The 25,135-nt window shown below is 47.2% G+C and carries 22 protein-coding genes and 1 pseudogene; 18 read left to right on the forward strand and 5 right to left on the reverse strand.

Annotated features, from left to right (window positions below; genetic code table 11):
- The first annotated feature begins 3 nt into the window (after window positions 1-3).
- Together MKZ09_RS03560 and nadE are read left to right on the forward strand one after the other, a co-directional pair.
- Window positions 4-438: a BrxA/BrxB family bacilliredoxin gene (locus MKZ09_RS03560; protein WP_036676813.1), complete on the forward strand. Its 435-nt coding sequence runs from the start codon at window positions 4-6 to the stop codon at window positions 436-438.
- Between the two features lie 168 nt (window positions 439-606).
- Window positions 607-1,416, forward strand: a complete 810-nt coding sequence (gene nadE, locus MKZ09_RS03565; RefSeq protein WP_036676815.1) for an ammonia-dependent NAD(+) synthetase — start codon at window positions 607-609, stop codon at window positions 1,414-1,416.
- A 95-nt stretch (window positions 1,417-1,511) separates the two neighbouring features.
- Here the strand turns inward: nadE and MKZ09_RS03570 are convergent, their stop codons facing one another.
- On the reverse strand, window positions 1,512-2,339 hold the full coding sequence (locus MKZ09_RS03570; RefSeq protein ID WP_076207537.1) for an alpha/beta hydrolase: 828 nt from the start codon (window positions 2,337-2,339) through the stop codon (window positions 1,512-1,514).
- Window positions 2,340-2,548: 209 nt separating this feature from the next.
- Here MKZ09_RS03570 and acpS point away from each other — a divergent pair, with 209 nt between their 5' ends.
- Both acpS and mutY read left to right on the forward strand, forming a co-directional pair.
- Window positions 2,549-2,947, forward strand: coding sequence for a holo-ACP synthase (acpS, locus tag MKZ09_RS03575; RefSeq protein WP_076138411.1), 399 nt, complete (start codon window positions 2,549-2,551; stop codon window positions 2,945-2,947).
- Window positions 2,948-2,984: 37 nt separating this feature from the next.
- Entirely contained in the window at window positions 2,985-4,268 is a 1,284-nt protein-coding gene (gene mutY / locus MKZ09_RS03580) for an A/G-specific adenine glycosylase (RefSeq protein ID WP_076138412.1), read from the forward strand.
- A gap of 923 nt (window positions 4,269-5,191) precedes the next feature.
- On the opposite strand, the gene MKZ09_RS03585 is transcribed toward mutY, so the two are convergent.
- Entirely contained in the window at window positions 5,192-5,800 is a 609-nt protein-coding gene (locus tag MKZ09_RS03585) for a superoxide dismutase (RefSeq protein ID WP_076138413.1), read from the reverse strand.
- A gap of 482 nt (window positions 5,801-6,282) precedes the next feature.
- On the opposite strand from MKZ09_RS03585, the gene MKZ09_RS03590 reads away from it, so the two are divergent.
- The 5 genes and pseudogenes from MKZ09_RS03590 (at window position 6,283) to folE (ending at window position 9,754) form a co-directional block, all read left to right on the forward strand.
- Window positions 6,283-6,702, forward strand: a complete 420-nt coding sequence (locus MKZ09_RS03590; RefSeq protein ID WP_036676822.1) for a GNAT family N-acetyltransferase — start codon at window positions 6,283-6,285, stop codon at window positions 6,700-6,702.
- Between the two features lie 191 nt (window positions 6,703-6,893).
- Window positions 6,894-7,502, forward strand: a complete 609-nt coding sequence (lepB, locus tag MKZ09_RS03595; protein ID WP_076207534.1) for a signal peptidase I — start codon at window positions 6,894-6,896, stop codon at window positions 7,500-7,502.
- Window positions 7,503-7,537: 35 nt separating this feature from the next.
- A pseudogene (queG, locus tag MKZ09_RS03600) lies at window positions 7,538-8,734 on the forward strand (tRNA epoxyqueuosine(34) reductase QueG); the annotation flags it as partial.
- A 129-nt stretch (window positions 8,735-8,863) separates the two neighbouring features.
- Window positions 8,864-9,115, forward strand: coding sequence for a YneF family protein (locus MKZ09_RS03605; protein ID WP_036676828.1), 252 nt, complete (start codon window positions 8,864-8,866; stop codon window positions 9,113-9,115).
- A 45-nt stretch (window positions 9,116-9,160) separates the two neighbouring features.
- Window positions 9,161-9,754 carry a GTP cyclohydrolase I FolE gene (gene folE, locus MKZ09_RS03610; protein ID WP_076207531.1) on the forward strand — a complete coding sequence of 198 codons (594 nt, stop codon included), beginning with the start codon at window positions 9,161-9,163 and terminating at the stop codon, window positions 9,752-9,754.
- A gap of 118 nt (window positions 9,755-9,872) precedes the next feature.
- Here folE and MKZ09_RS03615 read toward each other — a convergent pair whose 3' ends face one another.
- Window positions 9,873-11,051: a Fe-Mn family superoxide dismutase gene (locus MKZ09_RS03615; protein WP_076207528.1), complete on the reverse strand. Its 1,179-nt coding sequence runs from the start codon at window positions 11,049-11,051 to the stop codon at window positions 9,873-9,875.
- Window positions 11,052-11,450: 399 nt separating this feature from the next.
- Between MKZ09_RS03615 and MKZ09_RS03620 the strand changes: the two genes are divergently transcribed.
- A complete protein-coding gene (locus tag MKZ09_RS03620; RefSeq protein ID WP_341041819.1) occupies window positions 11,451-12,128 on the forward strand; it encodes an MATE family efflux transporter in 678 nt (225 codons plus the stop codon).
- On the opposite strand, the gene MKZ09_RS03625 is transcribed toward MKZ09_RS03620, so the two are convergent.
- Window positions 12,129-13,169, reverse strand: a complete 1,041-nt coding sequence (locus tag MKZ09_RS03625; RefSeq protein WP_139329954.1) for an alpha/beta hydrolase — start codon at window positions 13,167-13,169, stop codon at window positions 12,129-12,131. It lies immediately after the preceding gene.
- Between the two features lie 296 nt (window positions 13,170-13,465).
- On the opposite strand from MKZ09_RS03625, the gene MKZ09_RS03630 reads away from it, so the two are divergent.
- Window positions 13,466-14,209 carry an IclR family transcriptional regulator gene (locus MKZ09_RS03630; protein WP_036676839.1) on the forward strand — a complete coding sequence of 248 codons (744 nt, stop codon included), beginning with the start codon at window positions 13,466-13,468 and terminating at the stop codon, window positions 14,207-14,209.
- 1,319 nt (window positions 14,210-15,528) lie between these two features.
- On the opposite strand, the gene acnA is transcribed toward MKZ09_RS03630, so the two are convergent.
- The gene (acnA, locus tag MKZ09_RS03635; RefSeq protein WP_038568617.1) at window positions 15,529-18,270 is read right to left on the reverse strand and encodes an aconitate hydratase AcnA; all 2,742 of its coding nucleotides are present in this window, start codon (window positions 18,268-18,270) and stop codon (window positions 15,529-15,531) included.
- A gap of 453 nt (window positions 18,271-18,723) precedes the next feature.
- Here acnA and MKZ09_RS03640 point away from each other — a divergent pair, with 453 nt between their 5' ends.
- The 7 genes from MKZ09_RS03640 (at window position 18,724) to MKZ09_RS03670 (ending at window position 25,061) form a co-directional block, all read left to right on the forward strand.
- Window positions 18,724-19,755: an amidase domain-containing protein gene (locus tag MKZ09_RS03640; RefSeq protein ID WP_080742388.1), complete on the forward strand. Its 1,032-nt coding sequence runs from the start codon at window positions 18,724-18,726 to the stop codon at window positions 19,753-19,755.
- Between the two features lie 20 nt (window positions 19,756-19,775).
- Window positions 19,776-20,867 carry a D-alanine--D-alanine ligase gene (locus MKZ09_RS03645; RefSeq protein ID WP_076138419.1) on the forward strand — a complete coding sequence of 364 codons (1,092 nt, stop codon included), beginning with the start codon at window positions 19,776-19,778 and terminating at the stop codon, window positions 20,865-20,867.
- Between the two features lie 45 nt (window positions 20,868-20,912).
- On the forward strand, window positions 20,913-21,230 hold the full coding sequence (locus tag MKZ09_RS03650) for a hypothetical protein (protein WP_036679853.1): 318 nt from the start codon (window positions 20,913-20,915) through the stop codon (window positions 21,228-21,230).
- Window positions 21,227-22,234 carry a UV DNA damage repair endonuclease UvsE gene (uvsE, locus tag MKZ09_RS03655; RefSeq protein ID WP_076138420.1) on the forward strand — a complete coding sequence of 336 codons (1,008 nt, stop codon included), beginning with the start codon at window positions 21,227-21,229 and terminating at the stop codon, window positions 22,232-22,234. The genes MKZ09_RS03650 and uvsE overlap by 4 nt, the downstream gene beginning before the upstream one ends.
- A 268-nt stretch (window positions 22,235-22,502) precedes the next feature.
- A complete protein-coding gene (locus tag MKZ09_RS03660) occupies window positions 22,503-23,387 on the forward strand; it encodes an inositol monophosphatase family protein (RefSeq protein WP_036679857.1) in 885 nt (294 codons plus the stop codon).
- 15 nt (window positions 23,388-23,402) lie between these two features.
- The gene (locus MKZ09_RS03665) at window positions 23,403-23,660 is read left to right on the forward strand and encodes a hypothetical protein (protein WP_036679858.1); all 258 of its coding nucleotides are present in this window, start codon (window positions 23,403-23,405) and stop codon (window positions 23,658-23,660) included.
- A 108-nt stretch (window positions 23,661-23,768) separates the two neighbouring features.
- On the forward strand, window positions 23,769-25,061 hold the full coding sequence (locus tag MKZ09_RS03670; RefSeq protein ID WP_076138435.1) for a stalk domain-containing protein: 1,293 nt from the start codon (window positions 23,769-23,771) through the stop codon (window positions 25,059-25,061).
- The last annotated feature ends 74 nt before the right edge of the window (window positions 25,062-25,135 follow it).

Consider the following 25,135-nt stretch of genomic DNA (forward strand, 5'->3'; position numbering starts at 1 on the left):
GAAATGTCCATGTCTTTTAATCAATATATGAGAGATTCAATTCAGCCTATGCGTGATGACCTGACAAGTATCGGGTTTCAGGAGCTTATGACTCCAGAAGAGGTGGAAGCTACTCTTCCAACCGCAAAAGGAACATCGCTTGTAGTCGTAAATTCGGTCTGTGGTTGTGCCGCTGGACAATGTCGTCCAGGTGTAGCTCAGGCTTTGCAAAATGAAATCACTCCGGATCACTTGTTCACAGTGTTTGCAGGTCAAGAGAAAGAAGCTACTGCTAAAGCACGTGAATATTTTGCTCCTTATCCGCCATCCTCACCTTCCATCGCACTGATGAAGGATGGAGAACTCGTTCACTTTATTGAACGTCATGGCGTAGAAGATCGTTCGGCTGCTGAAATTGCTGCTGAATTGAAAGAAGTCTTCAATCGTTTGTGCCAGTAAAAACAGTTATTCCATATAATCTCGCATCAGCCGGTAAATCGGCTGCATGCGGGATTTTTCAAAATATAAGAGCAATAATGGGATAGAATATGCTTAGAAGCATGAGCTTCGTTTGGGTGGATATTTTGATGGATATGGAACCATTTCTGATGGAACGAGGTGTGTTTGGTGAGTTTACAGAAGGAAATTATTGCGGATCTTGGCGTGAAGCCAACGATTGATGTAGAAGTTGAGGCACGCAAACGGGTTGATTTCTTAAAGTCGTACGTGCTGAACGCAGGGGCTAAAGGATTATTGATCGCCATTAGTGGTGGAGTGGACAGTGCGGTAGCCGCGGGTCTTTGTAAGCAGGCTACGGACGAGCTGTCGGCAGAAAAAGGCACAGAGTATATGACACTTGGAGTATTCCAGCCTTATGGGGTTCAGGAAGATATCGAGCACAGCTATGATGTTGCCAAAGCTTTTAATCTGACTCATACTGTGGAGACCAACATTGAGGAAGCGGTAAATGAAATTGCCCTTGAAGTTGAGCATGGTCTGAAATCAATAGGCCAACACCGCCATATGACGCATCAAGGCAAAGGAAATGTTAAAGCTAGAACACGTATGGTTATGCAATATGCACTCGCTTTTGAGAACAATCTGATTGTAGTAGGAACGGATCATGCTTCTGAAGCAATTACCGGCTTCTACACGAAGTGGGGCGATGGCGCTGTAGACATTACACCACTATCCACACTTAATAAACGTCAGGTACGTCAGTTGGCTGCACATATAGGTGTGCCTGCGGATATTGTCACAAAAGCACCTACGGCGGGCTTATGGCCGGGGCAGACGGATGAAACCGAGTTGGGCATTACTTATGACGATAACAGCGACTATCTGGAAGGTAAACAGGTTAATCCTGAGGTAGCTGAGAAGCTTGAAAATTATTACCGGAGAACGGCGCATAAGCGTAATGTTATTCCGGGGATTTAGAATAGGTTGAACTAGAAATCGCCACGGGTCTGCGTAGCAGCAGAGCTCGTGGCGGTTTTTGTGAGTTGGATAGCTGGATAGACTAAGAAGAATAATTATTCTGTAAGCGTAAGTGTCTGATTGATAAAATCAGTTGTCGCAGCAATCGCGAGCTCTAATGGCGGAGTCGTGCCAGCAAAAGGATGCACAGTGTTGAACGTATGATTACCCTCAGGAACCTGCACCCAGCTAATATCTGGCCGAAGTTTGATGAGATGCTCAGACCCTTGGCGGAGATGTAATCCATCTTGACTGCCTTGAATAAGAACAACTGGGAAGGACGCTTTCTGTATGCGTTCAAGGATGTTATAGCGTTCTTTGTTGTTCTTCATATCTTCTAAAATTACAGCATCCAGCGGCATTTGTTGGCCAGTCCGTCCATTAAGGACATAGGTTCTTCCTGTTTCCTTCATCTGCTGCTTTTGTTCTTCCGTCAGCAAATCGAGTTTCGTAACCCCGTTCCAGGAGATTACTCCGCTGATCTCATTGGGATGATCAAGCGTGTAGACCAAACAAATTCCCCCTCCGAGACTGTGGCCGAGAAGGAATAAGGGCAGGCTGCCGAATTTCGGGTGTTGGCTAAGATAGGACAACAGGATTTCCATGTCCTTCAAGCTGCGGCGATAGGTGTTGCGGGCGAACTTCTCAAGCTCTGTGAAATGCAGCAGATCTTCCCCGATGCCAGCATGAGAGAAGTTAAAAGTAATTACTTCATGCTCTTGGCTGAGAGTTGTGGCTATGTAAGGAAACATTCCCCAATCTTTAAAACCTTTGTAGCCATGGGCTATAACTATAACGCTTTTGGCTTTGCCTTGGGCTGGGAAGTGTGAGCAGCGGAGAACAGCTCCGTCTCCGGCAGGTATTTCAAAATTACGATGATTCATAGGGTAATCCCCTCTCCATATATAAAAATGAAGTAAATCAGCTAGTCTATCATGAAGTCGCTGGATAGTCTTATTAGACTTAAAGCGCATTTTCTTTTAAGATAGCAGAAAGAATCTTGCAGGACTATTACTTTTAATAATACTTCATATGATTGATCATACCATTATTGAAGCAAAATGGGATACACGTCCATAAGGAGCGTGAAGTGTTGATTTACGGAATCGGACATGATGTGTTAGAAATTGAACGAATCTCAGAGGTAATAAATAGAGGACTGGGTAAGAAATTTAACCAGCGGGTCTTAACAGAGCAAGAATATCAACTTGCTGAAGAGCGAAGCGGGAGGTTGGCTGAGTTCGTAGCCGGGCGTTTTGCTGCCAAGGAAGCAGTTGTAAAGGCTTTAGGCTGTGGCATCGGCAATGTAGTTGGGTTTCAGGATATTGAGATATTGCCTGATGTTAAAGGAAAACCAGAGGTAACTTTATCGTGTGAAGCCTGGAGCAGACTAGATCTGCCAGATGGACAGCGGTATACCATTCATCTTACGATAACACATGGCCGTGATTTGGCTTCGGCTTTTGCCGTCGTGGAAGGGCCAGGTTCATAAATTGAACCCTGATTATAGAAGGGCAAGGAGCGTTATAATGACACAACAAGATCTACAAGTTCAAGACGAACAGGAGCTGCAGGAGGCTAAGCAATATTTCAGCTATCATTTGCTGGAGTGGTATCAAGGGCAGAAACGGGATTTGCCTTGGCGTCGGCACCGCAATCCTTATTATATTTGGATTTCTGAAATAATGCTGCAGCAGACAAGGGTGGATACGGTAATCCCGTATTTCAATCGGTTTATCGAAAGGTTTCCTACCGTAGAGTCGCTCGCCGATGCACCAGAAGAGGACGTGCTTAAGTGCTGGGAAGGCTTAGGTTATTATTCTCGTGCTCGCAATATACAGCATGCGGCCAAACAGGTCAAAGAGCTGTATGGCGGGCAGGTGCCGAATGATCGCGAGGCTGTGTTCAGTTTAAAGGGAGTGGGACCTTATACGGCAGGGGCTATCCTTAGCATTGCTTTCAATCGGCCAGAGCCAGCGGTCGACGGCAATGTGATGCGGGTGTTGTCCCGATACTTTCTGATAGAGGATGATATCGCCAAGGGACCCACCCGCGTAAAAATGGAGCGCCTGGCAGCTGAGCTGATCCCGGAGGGGGAAGCATCATCTTTTAATCAGGCGCTGATGGAGCTTGGGGCGCTCGTATGCACTCCTAAGTCACCGCGCTGTTTAACCTGCCCGGTGATGGAGCATTGCGCTGCGCGCCTGGCGGGCTGCGAGACCTCGCTGCCCGTCAAGACCAAGGCCAAGCCGCCGCGCCCTGAGGAGCGGCTGGCGGCCTTAATTGAGGGCCGCGGTGCCCACGCGGGCCAAGTGCTCATCCGGCAGCGGCCACAAAGCGGGCTGTTAGCCCGCATGTGGGAGCTGCCGCACTGGCAGGCGCCGCCTGTGGAAGGCGGCGCCAAAGGCGCGCGGCTGCCGGAAGCAGCGGCGCTGGACCGGCTGCGCCGGTCACTGCGGGAGGCCGGGATCTCTGCCCGGCCTGAGAAGCACTGGATGGCTGCTGAGCATATCTTCAGCCATATCGTGTGGACGCTGCAGGTGTACCGCTGCAGCGAAGAGGACGCCCTTCCGCTGCCGATAGCGGCAGAAGGACGGGCGGTGTACAACGCGGACGCGGACTTGTTCTCAGGAATCGACAGCAGCATGCCTATCGAGAGATTTGAGGACGGAACCGCTAGTCCAGAGGACGGCGGAGCTGTGCGCTGGATCAGCCGCGAAGACATGGCGAACTATGCGTTCCCTAACGTTTTTCTGAAGCTACTGAACCTTTATTTTGATGAGCAGGAAGAGCGGGCGAAGTTAGAGCCGTAGGGGATTCGCTGTGTTGTGTTGCTAAAGTACTAATTGTAAAAAACCTGAGTTTGATGTATGCACCTAAGCATGGTCGTATGCCCTAAGTAGGGTCGTATGCACCTAAGTAGGGTCGTATGCTCTAAGTAGGGTCGTATGCACCTAAGTAGGGTCGTATGCTCTAAGTAGTTTCGTATGCTCTAAGTAGGGTCGTATGCACCTAAGTAGGGTCGTATGCACCTAAGTAGGGTCGTATGCACCTAAGTAGGGTCGTATGCTCTAAGTAGGGTCGTATGCTCTAAGTAGGGTCGTATGCTTCAGTCTCTTCGTAGCAAATCTTTGTTTATTTGGCTCAGACTAGTTCAGTCTTGTTCCAACTAAATTCTTCTGGTGTTCTATGCTACGAGAGTGAGTGAAATTTAATTAGGGAATTATTACCTAAAAATAGGTCGATTTGGCATGTGATTGATCATTTTAGGGAAAACCTCCCTAATAATTGGGCAAAAATCGGGTTTATGCCCATAACGGATGATTTTTTAGGGAGTATTTCCCTAATTACTCGTGTTTATGGAGTATATCGCAGATTTTCAGGGAGTTATTCCCTAATCTATTGCTCAGCGACTCCAAACGCAGATTCTGGTAAGCCGAGTATAGATTTATTGCGATCTATTCCGATCTATTCCGATTTGTTCTCATCTATACCGAGCTATTCTGATCTATACCGATCCAGTGCATCCATTTAAGCGACGTAAGCGGCGTGAAATGCACTGTCTGGGAGGATCTCAATCAATCAATCAATCAATCAATCAATCAATCAATCAATCAATCAATCTTTATCTTTATCTCTCTATATCTCCAACCTAAACAAAGAAGGTATCCCTTAGCCTATTCGGCTCTGAGATACCTTCTTTTTTAGTTAAATGGCATAAGCCAAATGGAATTTCTTATTTTGCGCTTGCGTAACGTTTGCCAACTTCTTCCCAGTTTACTACGTTCCAGAACGCTTTGATGTAATCAGGGCGTTTGTTTTGGTAGTTCAGGTAGTAAGCGTGCTCCCATACATCCAGTCCGAGGATTGGAGTAGCGCCTTCGCTGATTGGGTTGTCTTGGTTAGGTGTGCTTGTTACTGCCAGTTTGCCATCTTTAACAACTAGCCAAGCCCAGCCGCTGCCGAAACGAGTAGTTGCTGCTGCTGCGAAATCTTCTTTGAATTTTTCGAATCCGCCCAGTTCTTTATCAATAGCTTCAGCCAATGCGCCAGTTGGTGCGCCGCCGCCGTTTGGTCCGATAACTTCCCAGAACAAAGTGTGGTTAGCGTGTCCGCCACCATTGTTGCGAACAGCAGTACGGATAGCTTCAGGTACAGCGTTCAGATCTGTAAGAAGCTCTTCAATGCTTTTGCTTTGTAATTCAGGTGCTTTTTCCAAAGCTGCATTCAGATTAGTTACATATGTGTTATGGTGTCTGTCATGGTGAATTTCCATCGTCAATGCGTCGATGTGTGGTTCGAGTGCGTTGTTCGGATAAGGAAGTGCCGGTAATTGAAATGCCATGGAAAAATCCCTCCTGAGTTATATTAGAATTTTGTTATTGATAAAGAATTCTGGCGAACTAACGTCAAAATCCTTTATTGTAAATATGTACTATAGGGTTTCGCCCGATAGGATACTTTAATTAAACCGTATCTAGACCAATAATGCAACACTAAACAAACATAAATGTTTATAAAGTATAATTGGAGAGGGAATGGGTTTTACAATTGTATTTAGAATGTTAAAATAAATAGTCCCCAACCTATAGACATATATCCTTATTAATACCCTTTTAATGAAGAAATGAACCCAGCTCAAAATGTAAACGCTTGATATTAAGCGCTTTCAAAAGAAAAATGATGATATCACGAGAAAAGTGTGCTTTAATAGATTTAAAAGCAGGTATTCCTCGGTATTTGATGCTTTTTTTTATTTTCTCTATGTTAAGGGAACCCCTTCTTTTTGTTAAATTCATAAGCCATAGACAAGGGAGATTTTAAAGAATGCACGTTCGTTCCTTTCAATTAAGCGACGTTAGCCCTGTGACTGATTTGCTGCAAACCGCATTATCGGAAGAGTGTTTCGAGAACACTATCGAGCCTTTCTCCAGGCAGCTTTCTTGGGATTCAGATCTCATTGTAGTTGCGGAAGATGAAGAAGAAATTGTTGGAGCACTGATTGGTACGATTGAGAAAAACCACGGTTGTTATTTCCGGATTGCTGTACATCCTGATTATCGCCGCAGAGGAGTCGGCAGAAGTCTGGTATCGGCTATGGAATCCAGGTTTCAAGCTCGTAAAGTCAGTGGTATCTATGTAGCCGTCGATGAGCATAATTCTTTTGCTTTGCCATTGTATGAAGCTATGGGATATAGCGAGAATCAAATCTTCAAATCTGTCCGGAAGCTGAGCATTGTTGGGTAATTTTGATCACTCAGCTGCGAAAGCGGAAACATTTTCTAGAAAAAAGAACTATAGCTGACGATATAGTCTGTTTCATTCATACTCGAGCGTATTTCCCAGAAGTCCATTGCTAATGGCTGGGAGATATGCTTTTTTATTGTTATAATATCTGCAAGTATAAACTTCAATTATTGAGAATAAGAGGTGACATATTGAATCAGGAGCCCCAAGTAGATTACACGAGAAATAGGAAACAAAGATATAGATCCTCCAGATCCAAGACTACCCTGGGCGGTCGTTTGGTCTCAGAAATGAAGGATTGGCTGCTTACAGCTGTGATTGTTTTTGCTGTGATGTCTGTTCTTAATGTTTTTGTGTTCAATATATCAACGGTTAAAGGTCAGTCTATGCAGCCAACGCTCTGGGAAGGTGAGAGACTCTTCATTAATAAAATTTCATTGCTGTTCGTAAATCCAAAACATGGTGATGTTGTCATTCTTCATGATCCAAGTACCGGACCTAGCCATAAGGAGTATTTAGTGAAGCGAGTGATTGGCATACCTGGAGATATCATAGAGGTACGGAATCATCAGTTATACGTAAATGGAAAAATAGTGAATGAGCCCTATATCGATACTGAGATTGAAGATCCGGATTTTGCAGCGTTAACCGTGGAAAATGGCAATTATTTTGTAATGGGCGATAACCGTCATGCTTCAGCCAGCAAGGACAGCCGTTACTTCGGCTCTATTTCACAGGATATGATTGTCGGCAGGGCTGATTATATATGGTGGCCTCTGTCAAAACTGAATAGATTATAAGAAAGTCAGCGAAGATATGAAAGGAGAAGGCGGAAATGACCAATACATTTCAGTCATCGTATGCTCCCCCGCCTTCCAAGTGGGCACAGCTTAAAGCAGAGATTCAGGAGGCTGCGACATCACTCGGTATTGATGATATCGGGTTTACAACAGCAGAACCTTTTTTATATTTAAAAAATATACTGCAAGACCACCGGGACAAAGGATATGAATCTGGCTTCGAGGAACCCGATCTGGATAAAAGGACAGTTCCAGCATTGTCTTCTGGAGACAAGCCGTTATCTATTATTTCGATTGCAGTGGCATACCCTTCTAAAATGGAGAACCCTCCTAAATCTGAGCCGGGTGCACGTAGAGGCATCCTCGCCCGGGCATCTTGGGGCAGGGATTATCACCATGTGCTGAGGGAAGCCTTAAGTAAGCTAGAGGAATTTATTCACGAGCGTGTACCGGAGGCTGTGCTGGAAAGCATGGTGGACACTGGTGTTCTAGTAGATAGAGCGGTAGCGGAAAGAGCGGGAATAGGCTTTAGCGGCAAAAACTGTTCTATCATCTCGCCCAAATGGGGATCATGGATTTATCTTGGGGAAATGGTTACCAACATTCCTTTTGCTCCGGATGAACCTGTTGAAGAAGGCTGCGGGGAGTGTACTAAGTGTATTGATGCTTGTCCTACCGGAGCGCTGGTGGGTCCGGGTCAGCTTAACGCACAGGCTTGTATTTCTTTTTTGACGCAAACTAAAGGGTTTCTCAGCGAGGAGTATATGACCAAGATCGGCAACCGTCTATACGGCTGTGATACTTGCCAGATTGTATGTCCCAAGAATAGAGGTAAGAACTGGAATCATCGCCCTCAGATGCAACCTGATCCTGAAATCGTGAAGCCGCTGCTGCTGCCGATCCTTGATCTGAGCAATCGTGAGTTCAAAGAGAAATTCGGCAATAGCTCAGCAGCCTGGAGAGGTAAAAAGCCGATGCAGCGAAATGCGATCATTGCCCTAGGCAATTTCAAGGAAGCCGGGGCTGTGCCAAAGCTATCAGAAATTGTTCTAAAAGAGCCGCGGCCAGAGATGCGGGGCACTGCTGCTTGGGCGCTTGGACGTATTGGCGGTGATGAGGCTCTAGCGGCTGTAGAAGCGGGTTTAGAGCGCGAGGAGGATGGCACGGTGAGGGAAATGCTAAGCCGGGCGCAGGATGTGCTCCTTACCGGGAAGAAGGCACGGGAGGACAGTGATATTAATGGAGGAAAAAGTTCATAGACAGGTTGCATATTGCCAATTGCTGTCCAGTTCCTGAAATGCTATGATAGATTCGCGTGCCATATGGCGATGCAGACAATAGAGTGTAGAGGTGGGCTTTAGATGAGTATCGCATTACCTATTATTACATTGGTCGTAGGTCTCATCGGTGGTTTTTTCATCGGTGTATATTATCTGCGCAAACAAATGACAAACATGCAGAATGATCCTGAAATGCTGCAAAAGGTTGCAAAGCAAATGGGTTATAACCTGAACGGAAAGCAAATGCAGCGTGCCCAGCAAATGATGAAGACTCAGGGACAGCCAGGTGCGCGCCCAGGAGCAGCTAAAGGGAATAAACGTAGAAGTAAGTAACCGGGTCCGGATAACATGTATACGGGTGCGGAAGGGGGAGACATCATGGGGAACATCAAGGAATATGTGAACGGTAAAGTTGCAGAGAACCGTGAGCAAATCGAGTATCACGTTGAGAAAATATTAGAATTAATCGGTGAAGATACCGGCCGCGAGGGACTGCTGGAAACACCGGCACGTGTTACGCGGATGTACGAGGAGATATTCGGCGGTTATTCGATAAATCCCCGCGAGGCGCTCGGCGTTACTTTTGATGAGTCTCATGAAGAGCTAGTGATCGTTAAGGATATCGTCTATTACAGCCAATGTGAACACCACATGGCTCCTTTCTTTGGTAAAGTGCATATAGGATACATTCCGAGCGGACGTATTGCTGGCCTCAGCAAATTAGCTCGGCTTGTTGAAGCAGTAAGCCGGCGTCTACAGGTTCAAGAGCGCATTACGGCGCAAATTGCTGATATTATGACGGAGGTGTTAGGCCCCCACGGTGTTATGGTCGTTGTGGAGGGAGAGCATCTGTGTATGTGTGCACGCGGAGTGAAGAAGCCAGGCAGCAAAACGGTAACTATGGCTACTAGAGGGGTCTTCCGTGAGGATGCCGCCGCTCGTGCGGAGTTTCTAAGCTTGATTAAGGAATAAATATCGGGGTGCATACCTCGAAATTGAAAGGACCCATCGTTCACGTAATGTGAATGATGGGTCCTTTTTGGTCAGGGTGTGGGAATAAGAGTGATGTTCACTGTGAATTGAAATAATATCAAAAGGGCTTCCAGGCCAGTTTACTGGCAGCAGCATAACGTTCTGAGACGTAAGGCCAGTTAACGACCTTCCACCAATCCTCAATATAATCGGCCCGATTATTCTGATGTTTAAGGTAATAAGCATGCTCCCATACATCCAGAGCCAGTAACGGAACCACGTCCCATTGTGACAGGTTCTGATGTTTCTCCGCAGTCAAAATCTCCAGTCTATGACTGCGTGGACTCCAGACGAGAATAGCCCAGCCACCACCTTCAACCTTATTCGCAGCTTCTGTGAACTGTTTCTTAAAGCTGTCATAGCTGCCGAAGCTTTGTTCAATGGCTTCCAGTAAGGCTCCAGTTGGACGCCCGCCACCTTGTGGAGACATTACGTTCCAGAAGATTGTATGGAGATAGTGGCCTGCCCCATTAAAGGCTAGCTCCCGCTCCCAATGCTTAACGAGATCGAAATCTCCTTTTTTGCGAGCCTCGGCCAGCTTGTTTTCCGCTTTGTTTAGTCCATCTACATAACTTTGATGGTGTTTATCGTGATGAATCCGCATGGTTTTCTCATCGATGTATGGTTCCAGCGCATTATAAGCATAAGGCAATGGAGGCAGCGTATGCCCGCCAATTGGCACAGCACTCATTTCACGAATATCAAGGATAGTATCTGTAGAAGGAATAAGTCCCTCATTCCGCGTGACATTGTCCTCTTCTGTTCTTACGACATAGTCGGCTGCTGTATTATCTCTCATAATTTGCGTGAGCTGTCCGGGCGAGCTCAAAGTGTGTAGTACGGCAAGGAAATACTCTGATTCGCGAATAATATGCAGGATCACAGTGGTAGCAAGGGGGACGGCTTTGACGGCTGCGCTGCTTTCCATGATGGCAAAAAGCTGCCGAACAAATTCTTGGGATTGGGTACAGGAGATGTGCAGCAGCTTTTCCGTTTCCGCAGTGAGTTTAGCCTGACTTGGTGGAGAAGCAGAGAGGGCAGAATTCAATAACTGCTGAGCGGCCATCTCTGTGGCACCGAAGACCACCGCCCATTCATCCAGCAGCTTTACATAGGGCTCCTCCAGGTTAGGTACGATTGCTTTGATAACCTCGGTATGCTCTTTCTCTTGTGTTTTCCAGAATACGATTTCTTCTAAAATACGTACTGGCAGCATCGGCCCGTATACATATAACATTCCAAGAAAACCTCCCGTGATATGTCTTCATCATTCATTATATGTGGGCTCATGATAGCTTATGAAGAGCATAAGAACGCAATAATAATATCGTCGACAACCGTTTGATAGGGTGAAATAATACAGGAAAATAAAGGAAATAATACCGAAAGGTACAACCTCGCGAAAAGGAGGGTGTGCCTTTTTTGTCGTGTGGACCGATTAATGAAATCCTTTGGGGTAGTAGAAAAAATTTGAGAAATGAGATGAGGGTATGAACAAGCTTGAGAAAAATCAATTTTATAATCAGCTGTTAAAATTAGCGGTTCCGATATCCAAAGTGCCTTGATTGTCGGAGCCGTATATCGTGGAAAGCTGCCGGGTGCCGGAGGTATTAAGGAACTAAGTTCGTTTTCTGAAGTGCTGTGCATACCCTTTTTAAGAACAATAGCGCCTATTGTTTTAACGGAATTGGTTTGGGTCTTAGGTGAAGCTTGTTATTCCGTAATATATAGCCGTATGGGCACAAAAGAGATGACTGCTATGACAGTGACCTTTCCGCTGCAGGGGTTGACGATTGGGCTTCTGGCAGGACTCTCTGGTGCAGCTGGTATTATGGTCGGACATAAGCTGGGAGAGAATAATAATGCCGGTGCTTTTCAGTATGCTTGTTTTTTTGTTCGAATAGGAGTAGGGATTTCATTGCTGCTTGGTGTTTTTATTGCTGTTCTAGCCCCGCTCTACGTCTCCGCCTTTAACTTAACAGTGGAAGAACGCCGAATGGCAACTTCCGTTATCTGCTTTTTCGCTCTTTTTTTATGGATAAAGGTAGGTAATATGATGATTGCGGGAGGGATCCTTCAGAGTAGTGGTGATAGTAAATTCGTCTTTATTATGGAAGCCTCCACAACTTGGTTGCTTGGGGTGCCTCTAGGGCTACTGTTGTCATGGGGATGGAAACAGCCTCTTCCCTGGGTATACTTCTTTCTGTCCCTGGAAGAGGCCGTTCGATTGGTTATAGGTTACATGCGTATTCGCCGTGGTAAATGGTTGAAGCAGCTGACCCATCAGGGGACAGAGGCGGATTGTAGTGCTTAACTAGTTACTTGCCATCGCCGGCTGGTTGCCATTGTAGGTTTTGGCTAGTTGAACATTTCCTAAGAAAGCAGAGACTCGCCGCAAATACTCACGCGGGTGCTCACGGAACAGCAATTCATGATGGCTGCCCTCTACGACCCAGGAATCTGAGAACGGATTGCTTTGGTTCGCGGCCAGCTTTTCAGCAATAGGATAAGGAGCCTTATCATCTTCGGTTCCATGCATGAGTAGAATAGGGAAAGGATAATCTTCGGATTTGACCTTCGCATAAGGAATTTGATTCAGCCCCGTACCGTTCAGAACTGGGAACAGCATTTCCATAATCGCCAAGGAAGGCTGGCGGGGCAGATCAATATTTTGCTTAATATTATGATACAGCGTATCTGGCTCTAACAAAAAGGTGCTGTCCAGAATCATCGCGTCAATGTCCTCTGATACTAATCCTGTTTGCAGTGCTGTGCCTGCTCCCATGGAGAAGCCCCATACCACTAACTCCTCAGCTCCACGTTCCTTAGCAAAATCAATAGCGCCTAGAAGCTGCTGGGATTCTTTTTTACCTCCGGTTGCAATATCCTTGTTGCCTTGGGCAGCAAAGCCGTAATCAAACATCACGACATTGAAATTCAGACTGTGTGCATAGTGAGCGAGATCGTACATAGGTACCCAAGATTCTTCCCGGTTGGCGCCATAGCCATGGCTGAACACGATAGTTTTGGTAGCCCCTTCCGAGGGAATATACCAACCGCTCATCATCCGACTACCATCTTTAGCTGGAAACGTCACATCCTCGTATGCGAGACCTTTGGCCTGCATGGGATTGGAATACAGAGGTGCGACCGTTGGATTAGATAATACCCAGGCGATATAGCCATGAAGTGAGACAAAGCAGAAGGCTAAAAAGAAAAAAATAGATAATAGCAGTGCAACGATAATATGCTTCACACGAATCATCCGCAGCGATAGCCGGGACGAACTGCCTTGTTTAGGTAGTTTAGGTCGACGGGAGACGGTTGTGCCGGTTTGGCGAGTTGCCAGATCCATATGGTCCCCTCCTAAGAATGATGTGAGTACTAGTGCCTAGAAGAATTTGTAAAAATGATTCTAAAGCATCAGTAGATAATTTAATATGTTAATCGTATGAAAAAGCCCTTACAAAGTCAATGAATTAGACGCTTTTGTAATGTAACTGTAAAGTGCGGCCCAACCTTTTCCGGCACATTTTTGGCACAACTCCGGTGGAGTGAATATACTGGACTTTCCATAGAGTTTTGCACTAAGATAGAGTTAGTTATAATGTAACCGAGTTTCATTTGATGAAACACGAGGGGGAGATTGTCATGGAGGACCGAAAGCTTACAGTGCGTGCGGTAGAGCGTGCGCTTGATATATTGCTTTGTTTTACCCAGGACAGAGATTTAGGGTTGACGGAGATCGCTTCAAAGATAGATTTACATAAAAGTACCGTCCATCGGCTGCTGGCAACCTTGGAGGAAAAGGGCTTCCTCATTCGTAATCCGGCCACTGAGAAATACAGCCTGGGTATACGAATTTGGGAATTGTCTACGCATTTGCCTGCTTTTGATGAGTCGGCAGCGGTATTATTGCCGTCAATGGAACGGCTGCGGGATCGGCTAGGGGAGACCGTTAGTTTATACTTACGCGACGGCATAGAACGTGTGCGGATTCAGGCGGTTCAGAGTCAGCAGGCCATCCGGCGAGTGGCGCAGATCGGTGCAAGGTTGCCTTTATCTGTAGGCGCATCAAGCAAAGTGTTGGCAGCTTATGCTCCTCCAGAGGTGCTGAAAGAATTGCTGGAGAGTTCAGGATGGCCGGACTACGTTGAGAAGGATGTCTATCAAGAGCAGCTTAATGACATTATCCGGCTCGGATATGCCACTAGTTTCGAGGAACGCGAGCCCGGCGCGGCCGCGGTGGCGGTGCCTGTTACGGGCCGCAGTGGAAATGTGATCGCGGCGTTATCATTGTCCGGCCCAGTTAGTCGCCTATCCCGAGATACGCTAGTGGAATATGCCGCGGTATTGAAGGAAGCGGCTAGTGAAATGGGTATGATGATTCCTTAATTTGCTGGCAGTGACATACCGTGTTTAACAGTAAAGCAGCGATTTCTCCGTTACTGGAGGATCGCTGCTTTGCTGTTTTTGGGGAGAGATGCTTAGCCGATTGTGGGTAAGTGGCAGGAAACGATGGGTAACTGACGGGCTGATGGGTAACTGAAGGTAACTGATGAGTGACTGATGAGTGAATGACGGCTAACTGATGGGTAATTAACAGCTAACTGACGGCTAGCTAATGGCTAACGGCTCCCCCACCTTGCGTTGCCTTGGTGAGCTTCAGTGAATATACGTTTCTTTGGAATCCTCAGTAACTCGTAATGCTGAGTCTGGAGAGTTAGAACCCAGAGTCTAGATAGGCGGGAAGGCAGAGCCACAGAGAGGGGAGGCTAGAATCCACGAATGCACGAACCCAGGAACGCAGAAACCACGAATGCAGAAACCCAGAAACCCACGAACGTGCAAACCCGCGAACCTAGGAACACACTAAGCCGCGAACCCAGGAACCCAGGAACCCAGGAACCCAGGAACCCAGGAACCCAGGAACCCAGGAACCCAGGAACCCAGAAACCCAGAAACCACGAATGCAGAAACCCAGGAACCCGCGAACGTGCAAACCCGCGAACGTGCAAACCCGCGAACCTAGGAACACACTAAGCCGCGAACGTGCAAACCCACGAACCCACGAACCCACGAACCCACGAACTCACGTATCTCATAACTCGTACACAAGTAATCTCGGGTTGTTATATAGATGTCCCTGGGCTTTCGGACTCAAAGGACGCTATTTGCGGATTTACAGCCAGTTTGGCATAGCTTCGGACCCCATTGCAGCTATTCGACTAAACCGAGCACCTTTAGCGCGTTTTTCATGCCAATAGCGACTATGGAGTCCGATCGCACGCCAAAAGTCGGATAATCGAGCGTATAGGGTCATCTGGGTCCGATAGCGCTGAATCCTAAGCGTCCCTTGAGGCGTGCGGACTCAGGGGACGTTATTTGCAAATTTAAAGCCAGTTTGGCAGAGTTTCGGACCCCAGTGCAGCTATTCAACCCAAACGAGCACCTTTAGCGTGTTTTTTATGCCAATAGCGACTATGGAGTCCGATCGCACGCCAAAAGTCGGATAATCGAGCGTATAGTGTCATCTGAGTCCGAACGCGCTGGAATCCTAGGCGTCCCCTGAGGCTCACGCAACAATAGTGAACGTTCAACAGTCAGAGGCAGCCCACCCGCCACAAATTGGCTGCTGGAACCACCCCATAAAAAAGGGACTGCTCACAGCCACGCATGGCCGTGAAACAGTCCCTTTTTAAGTTACTTTAAATCTATTCTACCGACACCGCGGAAGAGTCTGTAGCATCTGCCAGCATCTGGCGAAGAACAGTCTGCAGGATACCGCCGTTGCGATAGTAATCAATATCGACTGTGCTGTCGAGTCTTGCAATGACAGGGAAATCAAATTGTGTGCCGTCTTCACGGGTAGCCGTGACAGTTAGCTCTTGACTTGGTGCCACGTTGTTATCGAGACCAGTAATGTTGAAGGTCTCGCGTCCGGTCAGTCCCAAGCTGCTCCAGCCGTGGCCTTCTTGGAATTGAAGTGGGAGTACACCCATACCGACCAGATTGCTGCGGTGAATCCGCTCAAAGCTTTCAGCGATAACTGCTTTAACGCCAAGCAGAAGCGTACCCTTAGCTGCCCAGTCACGTGAGCTTCCTGTACCGTACTCCTTACCAGCGATGACGATCAGATTTTGTCCAGCATCCTGATAGAGCATGGAAGCATCATAGATGGACATAACCTCGTCGCTTGGCAAGAAGGTAGTAACGCCGCCTTCTGTACCAGGAGCTACTGCGTTACGAATCCGAATGTTAGCGAACGTACCGCGCATCATGACTTCGTGGTTTCCGCGGCGTGAGCCGTAGGAGTTGAAGTCTGCACGTTCTACACCATGATCGCGCAAATATTCGCCAGCAGGACCAGAGGTAGAGATATTACCCGCTGGTGAGATATGGTCGGTTGTCACGGAATCAGCAAGCAGCGCTAGAACGCGTGCATCTTTGATATCCTTGATGTCTCCCAGACCGTCTGCCAGATGTTCGAAGAATGGCGGATTCTGGATGTACGTGGAATTATCATCCCACTCATACAGTTCGCCTTGCGGAACAGGAATCGAATTCCAACGTTCGTTAGCGGTGAATACATTTTCGTATTTGCTACGGAACATCTCCGGACTAAGGGAGAGACCAATGGCTTCACGAATTTCAGCAGTGGTTGGCCAGATATCTTTCAGGAATACTGGCTCACCTTGTGGATCAAATCCAAGTGGCTCAGTCTGCAAATCGATATTTACTGTACCAGCCAGTGCGTAAGCAACTACGAGCGGCGGTGAAGCCAAGTAGTTTGCTTTTACCTGAGCATGTACGCGGCCTTCAAAGTTCCGGTTACCGGAGATGACTGCGGCTACGGTCATGTCATTATCAGTAATGGCTTGACTAACTTCTTCAGGCAATGGACCGGAGTTACCGATACAAGTGGCACAGCCATAACCAGCCAAGTAGAAGCCCAGTGCTTCGAGCGGCTTCAGCAAGTCTGCTTTTTGCAGGTATTCAGTAACGACCAAGGATCCTGGAGTCAAGCTGCTCTTAACGTAAGCTGGTTTGGTCAGGCCGCGTTCCACAGCTTTTTTCGCCAAAAGACCTGCTCCAAGCATAACGCTAGGGTTGGAAGTATTCGTACAGCTAGTAATAGCTGCGATTACGACTGCGCCTGTGCTGAGCTTGCTAGTAGTATCATTTTTGTGTTGTACTTCTACGACTTGAGCGATTTTCTCATCGCTGAGACCATAACCGCCTTTGTCTACAGGTGTACGGATAATACCTTCGAAATTTTCCTTCATATGCGTAAGTTCGATCCGGTCTTGCGGACGTTTTGGTCCAGCCAAGCTAGGAACGACAGAAGCTAAGTCAAGCTCAATCACATCGCTGAACTCAGGGTCTGGCGTATCCGAGGTACGGAACATCCCTTGTGCTTTGTAATAAGATTCAACCAACGCTACCAGATCATCCGGACGACCCGTGCTGCGAAGATAAGCGAGTGTCTCGTCATCTACAGGGAAGAAACCGATAGTTGCTCCGTATTCTGGCGCCATGTTGGCAACAGTTGCCCGGTCAGCCAGACTGATGTTAGCAAGACCAGGTCCGTAGAATTCGACGAATTTGCCGACTACGCCCTTTTTACGCAACATTTCAGTTACTGTCAATGCCAAATCCGTTGCTGTAGCTCCTTCGATAAGGCTGCCTGTAAGCTTGAAGCCCACTACATCAGGTGTAACAAAATAGAGCGGTTGTCCAAGCATTCCTGCTTCAGCCTCAATACCGCCTACACCCCAGCCCACAACACCAAGACCATTGATCATCGTGGTATGGGAATCCGTTCCTACAAGAGAATCTGGATAAACGACAGTTTCACCATCGATAGTTTTAGTAGTGGCAACAGAAGCTAAATACTCTAGATTTACCTGGTGCACGATACCTGTTGCTGGTGGAACTGCACGGAAGTTGTTAAAAGCTGTCTGTGCCCAACGAAGGAAACGGTAACGCTCCTCGTTGCGTTCGAACTCAACGTTCATATTGTATTCCAAGGCGTCTGCTGTACCGAAAGCATCAACCATGACAGAGTGGTCAATTACAAGGTCAACCGGGACAAGCGGATTGATCTGTTTAGGATCTCCTCCGGCTTTTTTAACAGTATCACGCATAGCTGCGAGATCCACGACTACCGGAACTCCGGTGAAATCCTGAAGTACGATACGAGCAGGGATAAATGGAATTTCTTTATTACGGTCAATGTCACCTGACCAATCGGCCAGTTGTTTCACATGTTCTTCAGTAATTGCCCGTCCGTCAAACTGACGTACAGCAGCCTCTAGTAGGACTTTAATCGAAAAAGGCAGGGAAGAAATAGAGCCCAATCCTTGTTCCTCAAGGGACTTCAGATCATAATAGCGATAAGATTTGCCGCCTGATTCCAGGGTCCGAGCCAATGAAAAATGATCCTTGCTTGGCATATATGCGCCTCCTTGTTTCGTCTAATGAAACCCAATTTCAAATTGCTTCTAGCTTAATTATAACGGTTACAAAGTGGGGAGTAAAGTTTTTTTTCCTACATCTAAAGCCCGAATTATGCCTGAGAAAATGCCAAGCTACCCTTTCATTGTTATATTGTATCGTTTCGGGATATTCTTTTTACCTCAAAAAAAGCCATGAAAAGGAGATCATACGAAGGAATTCACCGGAATCCTTGGTTTTACTTATTTATTAGGCGAAATACACACTGAATTTCTCTTCCTCAGTCATTAGGTGATAAGGTCCTCGTTGTCGATGTTTGATTGAGATGTCGTACTTGGGGGTAGAGATTTTGCTTGAAACATCCTTAACTATTCAACCGATCTGTATAGCGGCCTGTTTCCTTTCATATACATAGAACAGCAGTTAAAAGGGAAAGAAGGGGCGCGAGTATAATGGAACAACAATGGAAGCAAAGTCTTTATGTATATGTTGATCAAGTGAATAAGGCCAGGGTGGAGCCTAAGTCATCATCGCATACCGTTTCCGTGTCCGTTAAGGATCCGCGTTTTCTGGTAGAACAAGGGGAGCGTTCAAGACGTCTTGCTGAGTGGTATAAAGAACGTGGGATAACTCCTTTGCGCGGAGAGACAGGGGTTAAGACTTTGCGGACCGTCCGGCAGACTCCGACCGAGGTAGTAGCAGAGGTTACACTGCATAGTGCGCTTTATTATGAAAAAGGCGGCGTTAACCACCGCGAGGATATTATCGAGCTGGAGCGGCTGACCTTTGTGCGGGACGGTGGGGGCTGGGAGATTGCTGGTGTGGAACGAAGTGTTCCTGAAAGAAATACGGTTCATCGGGCAGAGGTAGAGCTATCGGGCAGACTATCCAAATGGGGAGAGGCTTTGCCGGCACCGCTGCCATCACAGCCCCTGCTAAACCGGAATGTTCTCGGAGAAATTGCGGGTTCAAGAGAGGTTCGTTATAACCGTGAAGAAGCTGTGGCGTATGCCGACCGCTGGTGGAAAGACGGCAATCCGGAGTTCGAAACCTTCGAGGTGGACTGCACAAATTATGTCTCCCAATGTCTCTTTGCAGGGGGGGCACCTATCAACTATACTGGTAAAAGAGAAACGGGCTGGTGGTACAAAGGTTACCAAGGCAAACAAGAATGGTGGAGCTATAGCTGGGCTGTATCAGACAGTCTGCAACGCTATTTGAGCGGAAGTCGGAGCAGTGGCTTGCGTGCGGAAGTCATGGAGCGGCCGGAGCAATTGATGCTGGGCGATATCATTCAATATGACTGGGATGGCAACGGGCAGTATCAGCACAGCACAATCGTCACAGCTTTTGATGCAGGAGGTATGCCGCTTGTGAATGCACGTACCGTTAGCAGCCGTCATCGCTATTGGGACTATCGTGATTCCTACGCATGGACTGATCAAACGAAATACCGTTTTTTTCATATTAACGACTACTTATAGTACAGAAAGAGGTTAAGGGAATGGGGAACGCAAAACTAACCGTAGGGCTAGTGTACGGGGGCAAATCAGGAGAACATGAGGTATCGCTACAGACGGCTTTTGCCGTGATGAACTCATTTGATTATGATAAATATGAGATTATACCTTTTTACATTTCAAAACAGGGATTGTGGAAGGTTGGAGAGAAGTTATCAGCGCCTTACAGCCATGTGGAGCAGCTCAAGCTTGCAGAAGCGACCGAAGATATGGGCACAGCCCTGAACGTGGTATTTAGTGGATTATCCGGTGCTGACCAAACGGTGGACGTAATGTTCCCGCTGCTGCACGGCACGTATGGTGAGGACGGAACGATTCAAGGGTTGTTCGAAATGGCGAATATTCCTTACATCGGTGCTGGTGTTCTTGCCTCTTCGGCAGGTATGGATAAGGTGGTCATGAAGAAGCTGTTCGCTGATGCCGGTCTGGATCAATGCGAGTTTTGTTATTTCAACATCAGCGCTTGGAAAAGAAAACGTCATGAGTTGATTGTTGGTGTAGAGGATAAACTGGGGTATCCGGTATTCGTGAAGCCTGCCAATCTAGGCTCAAGTGTAGGTATTTCTAAGGCTGCAGATAAGGATAGTCTTGTAAAAGCCATTGATTTTGCTTTCCGCTATGATACCAAAGTTATTATTGAGGAGTTTGTGGATGCGCGTGAGGTAGAGGTTGGCGTGCTTGGAAATGATGAACCAGAAGCCTCTGTTCCGGGTGAAATCGTTTCTTCTGGTGAATATTATGATTACGCAGCCAAATATACGGACGGCAAATCGCAAATGATGATTCCTGCACCAGTGGATTCTGAAGTGGCCGATCGTTTGCGGGAGTCCGCGATAGTTGCTTTTCGAGCGATTGAGGGCAGTGGAATTACCCGGGCAGACTTCTTCTTGCGGAAATCGGATGGTAAAATTTTAATTAACGAAGTGAACACGATGCCTGGTTTCACTCCTTACAGCATGTATCCGCTATTGTGGCGTGAGACGGGTGTATCTTATAGAGCTCTGTTAGACCGAATGATTGAGTTAGCCTTGGAGCGCTATAATTTTAAACAAGGTCTTAAGTACGACAACGAGTAATAGAAGCTATAGCGGGAATATCCCGACTGGAAGGAGAGAAGAAACATGGGTTTTCAAACAGAATTCAACTCCGTCTGCAAATTCAAGAGTGAACAAGAGCTGTACGAGCTGCTGGAATATGGGCGCACCAAAATGGTGAAGCAAGGCTTTCGTGTGTATCCAACGGGTCAAAAGGTCATTGCTTACACCCCTGAGAACGTAGCTGTAGCCATTGTCAAAATTTCAGCCTCGATTGCAGAGATTAATTTTCAAGGACATGAGGTTACCGCGGTAGAGATGGAGCTTGTGCGTAAGCTGAATGAAGAAGAGTCCAGAGTGCAGACGGCTTTAGCTGAGGAAATGTTTTTTGGAGCACAGGGATGATTGTCCGCTTCGGATATGTAGCGATGTCCACCGTTATCAAAGACTGCTCCCCATCTAAGACAATGACGATGGCCTCTTTTAAGAAGCTGGATGACCGTGAAGCGGCACTTCGGCGTTTGGAGAACATCGCTAGAATGAATCTGCATAATACGCTGCGGTTGATGAAGCATAATGTGGCTTCGGACATCATGGTGTACCGCCTCACTTCCAAAATCATTCCTCTGGCGACGCATCCGGATTTGCAGGACTGGAATCCGTTTGCGGCGCTCGCCGAGGAATTTGCGGAAGTGGGCCAATATGTGAAAAAGCACGGGCTGCGTGTTTCTTTTCATCCAGATCACTTTACAGTACTTAGTACACCCCGTCCGGAGGTGCTGATAAACTCCGTACGGGATTTGCAGTACCATGTGGACATGCTGGTTGCTATGGGGCTTCCTGCCATGGCGAAGAACAATATCCATATTGGCGGAGCTTATGGGGACAAGCCTGTAGCGGCGAAGCGATTCGAGGAGCATTTCCGCGCGCTGCCGTCAGCGCTGCAGGAGCGTATAACGCTGGAGAATGACGATAAGACATTTACAGCTCCGGAGACACTGGCAGTCAGTCAGAGCGTAGGATTACCGATGGTGCTGGATATTCACCACCAATGGGTGAATAATGAAGGAGAGCTCCCTTGGGAGCTGTGGCCTGACATTTTGCAGACATGGCGAAGTGAGCTAGCACAGAAGGATGTTCCTTCGGGAGAGCTTTTGCCGCCTAAGATTCATGTTTCCAGTCCGCGCAGCCCGTCTGATCCGCGCAGCCATGCGGATGGCGTGGAACCTGCGCCTTTGCTGGCTTTTCTGAAACGTATCGCCGCAGATACGCCTGCTGTCGATGTTATGATTGAGGCGAAACTAAAAGATGGCGCGTTATTTGGATTGATGGAGGCTATGAAGGAGCTGGCTGAGGCTGGTAACGGAATTTCCTTATTAAATGGGGCAAGCGTGAATATTGAACCTTAAACAATGAAAATAAGGAGATAGGTCCCGAATACGGGTCCTATCATGACTTGATATGTAACTTGAAATAGGGTACGTTGAATGAAACTTTAATCGCTTATCGTCTTTATATGGACCTAGGGCATTTATGCTCGCAGGTGAGAATGGGGTCCTCTTTTGGCGGAACTTTGGGAACTTGGGGAACGTTTTGACGTATTGCACGGTATTGTGAATAGGATTGCTTTAGAATTAAAGCCATTGGCGATTATGTTCAAGAAAGTGGAGTGAAGATATGAGTCCTTTAAATCCAGAGGGTAAGAATGAACGTGAACCCTATGTAGTAACAAGCAAGGGACATACGGCGGTGGCCATTAATGCGGCTGCCAAAGCAGGAGAATGGATAAAGAGCAGACAGGGTCTAGTGAAGGAGCTGAATACAAAGACTTCAGCACAAGATCTGGTTACGGAAGTTGATAAAGGCGTTGAGCAAATGATTCGCAGGCTGATCCTGACACATTTTCCCGACCATGCCATTCTCGGGGAAGAAGGGGTTTCCCCGGGAGCAGCAGCGGCTACCGCTGCATTGGAAGAAGCTCGTGAGCATGAATATTTGTGGATTGTAGATCCTGTAGATGGTACGACTAATTTCGTACACGGATTTCCTTTTTACTGTGTCTCCATAGCATTGGTGATTCGCGGTGAACTAACAGTAGGCGTTATTTATGATCCGACTCGTGATGAAATGTTCGTCGCTGAAAAAGGAAAGGGAGCTTACATGCACGGTGTTCCTACCTCGGTTTCTACGGAGACTGATTTTGGGGACAGCCTGATCGCTATGGGCTTTCCGCCGGATCGTGAGTTTGCACAACCTGTGAATATGGCCGGACTGCAAAGTATTCTTCCGCAGATTCGTGGTATTCGTGCCGGAGGCGCGGCTGCTCTACATCTAGCTTATGTGGCGGCAGGCCGGGTAGATGGCTATTGGGAAGTGGGCTTAAGCCCTTGGGACTGTGCAGCAGGAGTACTGCTTGTACTTGAATCAGGAGGCAAGATTACGGATACCTTAGGACGTTCATATGATATTGGTACACGCCATGTAGTAGCAAGTAATGGCCACATTCACGAATATTTGGTTTCGTCACTGAAGAATGCTGAAGCAACAGGATATAAGCTTTAGGGAGGACGATACAGCATGAGTGAGAAGGATGATTTGGAACGCAAGCTGAGCGAAATGTTGGTAGATGGAGAGATGGAACAAGGCGATCGTACGGCTAAGGAAATCCGGGAAATCTCACCTAAATATGAAATTCGTATTCAGACTACGCTCGATCCTATTGTGGAAGAAACATTGCGTTATCGTAAGATTGGATATGAGCTGGATGACCGTTATGATAAATATCTGGAGCGTGCAGGGCAGAAGTTAGAGTCAGATGAAGATTCAGACAAATAATAGCCAGTGAGATTTGCGAGGGGCGGTTTCCTGAATATAGGAGGCCGCTCTTTTGCGTTGCTACCCTGGGATGGTAGAATGGAATTAGAACAATTTGGGAGGGATACGATGCTAGGCAATTGGAAAAAAATTTGGGCAGCTGGCATAAGCAGCCTGCTTTTGTTATCTGCGCTGATTAGCGTAGGAGCAGGCACGGCAAATGCGGCTGACACGACTGCAATACAAGACTCTGGGCAGGATGTCTTTCGCATCGTAGCTCTAGGTGATTCCATTACTGCTGGCTACGAGCCAGGAATGACGGACGTGAATATCAAGCCATACGGCTATGCGGAGAGATTGCTTGAGCAGGGCTGGTATCATGGCAGAAGTACACTTACTAATTATGGTATTCTAGGGCTGACTACGGCCGGGTTACGTAATTACACAGGAGCAATCAAGGATGGTTCAGTGATTACTGCTGAAGGAGTTCAGGCAGGTCTCCCAGATCCACGAATAGAGCAGTTCGTGAAGCTAACTCCACAGATCGCAGCAGAGCTTAAGGAAGCTGATCTGATTACCATTACGATTGGTGGGAATGATGTAAGCAGTCTGTTCTTGCAGTTCAAGGAGCTGACGGATGCGGATTTCCAAACACAGTTGGACCAGCGGCTAGCGGATTATCAAACAAATGTGAAGGCAGTGCTGGAGAATATTCGTGCGGTAAGTCCGCAAACGACGATTATACTGGCCGATCAATATCAACCTGCCCCTAAGGTCGCGCTTGGTCAAATGTACAACAGATTAATGACGGCTGCGGGCAAATTTACGGAAGCAGCGGATAGTGTAGCTGCAAGCGTGAACCAAGAGGGAGCGAAGGTGCTTGTAGCTCATGTTGCGGCAAAGTTTGCCGGGGTAGAAGGCTCGCTGACACATATTATTGGAGCAGGGCAAACTGATTTTCACCCGACGCAGCTTGGGTACGAGACTATTGCTAAGGTCTTTGCGGAGTTACAATGGGGAGAGTATCGCGTTCCTACTGTAGCTACAATGGCTACTGCATCGGTACCGATGTCGATTGTAGTGAAGGGCGTGGAGTTGAATACACCCAATAAGCCTATCCTTAAAAATGGCCAGAACTTTTTGGCGCTGAAAGATATTCTAAATGCCGTGGGTGCAAGCGGGAAGTGGGATAACAAAACCTCCAGCGCTACCATCGTGTATGGCGGAAGAACCGTTGTGATCACCATTGGCTCGAAATTTATTAAGGTAAATGGAGAGAACGTGGCTATTGATACTCCAGCTTTTCTGCAAAAGGTAGGCAAGGAGGATAAAACCTACTTACCCCTTGCCGCTTTGGCGACAGGACTTGGATTCGATGTTAATTACAGCAGCAAACTGCGAACTGCTTTCATAAATCCATAAAGCTGCATACTATACATCATAAGAAATTAAATTATGCCCGTAAGGAAAAGGTGGATGGAATATTGTCTAGTTCA

The organism is Paenibacillus sp. FSL R5-0908, from assembly GCF_038006245.1.
Lineage (GTDB): Bacteria > Bacillota > Bacilli > Paenibacillales > Paenibacillaceae > Paenibacillus_AQ > Paenibacillus_AQ odorifer.